The 2194-nt window shown below is 58.8% G+C and carries 2 protein-coding genes; both read right to left on the bottom strand.

What is annotated here, in order from left to right:
• On the bottom strand, positions 1-1064 hold a 1064-nt coding region (locus AAH187_RS18450), incomplete at its 3' end, for an efflux RND transporter periplasmic adaptor subunit (RefSeq protein WP_342349956.1).
• On the bottom strand, positions 1061-2194 hold a 1134-nt coding region (locus AAH187_RS18445; protein ID WP_342349955.1), incomplete at its 5' end, for a TolC family protein. The genes AAH187_RS18450 and AAH187_RS18445, both read right to left, overlap by 4 nt.

Here is a 2194-nt window from a genome sequence, read left to right as displayed (position 1 = left end):
CGGACGACAAGGCGATCGGTTTCGGATTTCAATATCTCGAGCTGTTGAATCTTGAGCCGGTTAGCGTCATCCACGACCAGGACTTGTTCCGTCCTGGTGTTGAGGACGGCGGGTGGGAGGACAAAGACCTGGTGATATTCCCGGCCTTCGATCTCCGCCTGGAGGAATGTTCCCGGTAATAACGGTCGCCCATGGTTGTGATCGGACTTTGGTTGCGAGACGCGTGCGACAAGGGAAAGCTGCCCGGAGGTTGGTTCTAATGCGCCTTCGGTTCGAATGATGTATCCAACCCAACGAGACATGATGCCGCCGATGGTTGCTTGCAGGGTCACGGAAGGTGCCGTGTGGGTTGAACCGTTCTTTTCCGAAATCCATGGGATGTCTAAAAACGCGAATTGTTCCATGGATACGGGGAGACGCACTTCCAGGCTGTCAGTGGCATAGAGGCGGGCGACTTTTTCTCCTGGAACGATATATTGGCCCACGTCTACATGCGTAACGCGAATTCGTCCATCGAACGGTGCGCGTAGCACGCAGCGGATCTGCTGCAGCTTGGCCTTTGCCCCATCCGCTTTGGCTGCAGCCACTTTTGCTCGTATTTCCCGTAGTTGCGGCGTGCGCAACGCCAGCGCGGTCGCTTCACCCTTCCCGAGCACCTGCCATTCTTTGAGCGCTTGTTCGACTTGCGCCTCCTCTTGGGCTAAAAGCCGCTGGGCTTCCGCGAGTCGGCTTTGGGCTTCAATCCTCGCGAATTGATAATCCCGGGGATCCACCGCCACGAGGACGTCTCCGCGATGAAACGATCCGCCGGCGGCGAAGGCGGGATGGACGTGAATCACCTTGCCGGCGACCTCCGTGACCAGATCAATCTCCGTGCGCGGCATCGCCACGCCTTGCGAGGTCACGGTCACCCGCACGTTTTGGGGTTGGACCTCAAGGACCTCCACACGTGGCGGCTCCGGCTGGAGGCTTTCAGCCTCCGGCTGGGAGCGATTGGTCAGAAGCACGAAGGCCGTGAGGAGGCCCATCGAGAGCACGCCGATGGGCAGCAGGATTCGCGTCATATGGCGCCTCCAAGTGCCAGATATAAGCCAATACGGTTGTTCAGCAGGCGCCGTTTGACGGTCAAATGAGCACTTTGAGCCATTAAGGTTCCGCGGAAGCTGTCGAGCAACGTCAGAATGGTCGTAAATCCATGGCGGTAGGCATAGACCGCCATCTGTTGGTTCGCTTGAGCATGTTTCACCGCCTCGGACAACGCTTGTTCCTGTGTCGACAATTGTTCTTCGGCTCCCAGTGCCTGCTCTACTTCACGGAATGCCTCCAGGGCGGTTTGTTGAAAATTCTCCATAGCCTCGGTGACGGCCGCGCGGTTCCGTGCGATCTCACCATAGAGTTGGTCCCCGGCAAAGATGGGTTGGAGCAAGCCGGCTCCAACATTCCAGGCAAGGGCCCCGGGCTGCGTCAGGTCTTTCAGTGAATTACTCCGGGTGCCGCCGGTCCCCGTTAAGGTGATGCGCGGCAACAGCGCGAGGTTGGCACTGATGAACCGCTGGTCTTCCGCACGGAGGCGTCCCATGGCAGCGGCAATGTCGGGGCGGCGATTGAGCAATTCAGACGGAACGCCCGCGGTCAGCGTTGAAGGTAATGCCGGTAAGGGCAAGTGGGCCTTCAATTCGCCGGCGGGATAACGGCCAAGCAACACTTCCAACGAGCGAGCAGTCAGCTGGACTTGATTGCGTGCGTCGGCCAGTTGAGCCTCAGCATTGGCGAGGTCGGTCAGCGCCAATCCCAGATCCAATCCGGGTGTGAGGCCGCGGGTAAACCGCCCTCGGACCAGCTCCACAAGCATACGTCGATCGGCGACGGATTGTGCGGCGACCGTTTCCTGAAGGCCTGCTTCCAGCAATTCAAACCAGGATTGCGCTGTTCGTGCCGCGAGTGATAATGCGGCGCCCTGCAAGTCCGTTTCCACGGCCATGGCGTCCAATGAGGCCGCCTCCTGTGAGGCACGAATTCGACCCCAGATGTCCAGCTCCCAGGAAAGGTTAAAGACCACTTCCATAAAACTGTAATTCTTGTTGGGGATATCGCTATCGAATGTCCCGAAACGGCCGTGTTGAAAGTCCGGGGAGAGATTGACTTGAGGAAGGCGGGGAGCCCCGGCGATGCGCACATTGGCTCGTGCAATCTC

It is taken from the genome of uncultured Nitrospira sp. (assembly GCA_902500695.1).
Classification (GTDB): Bacteria; Nitrospirota; Nitrospiria; order Nitrospirales; family UBA8639; genus Nitrospira_E.
This window is presented reverse-complemented; position numbering and strand designations above follow the sequence as displayed.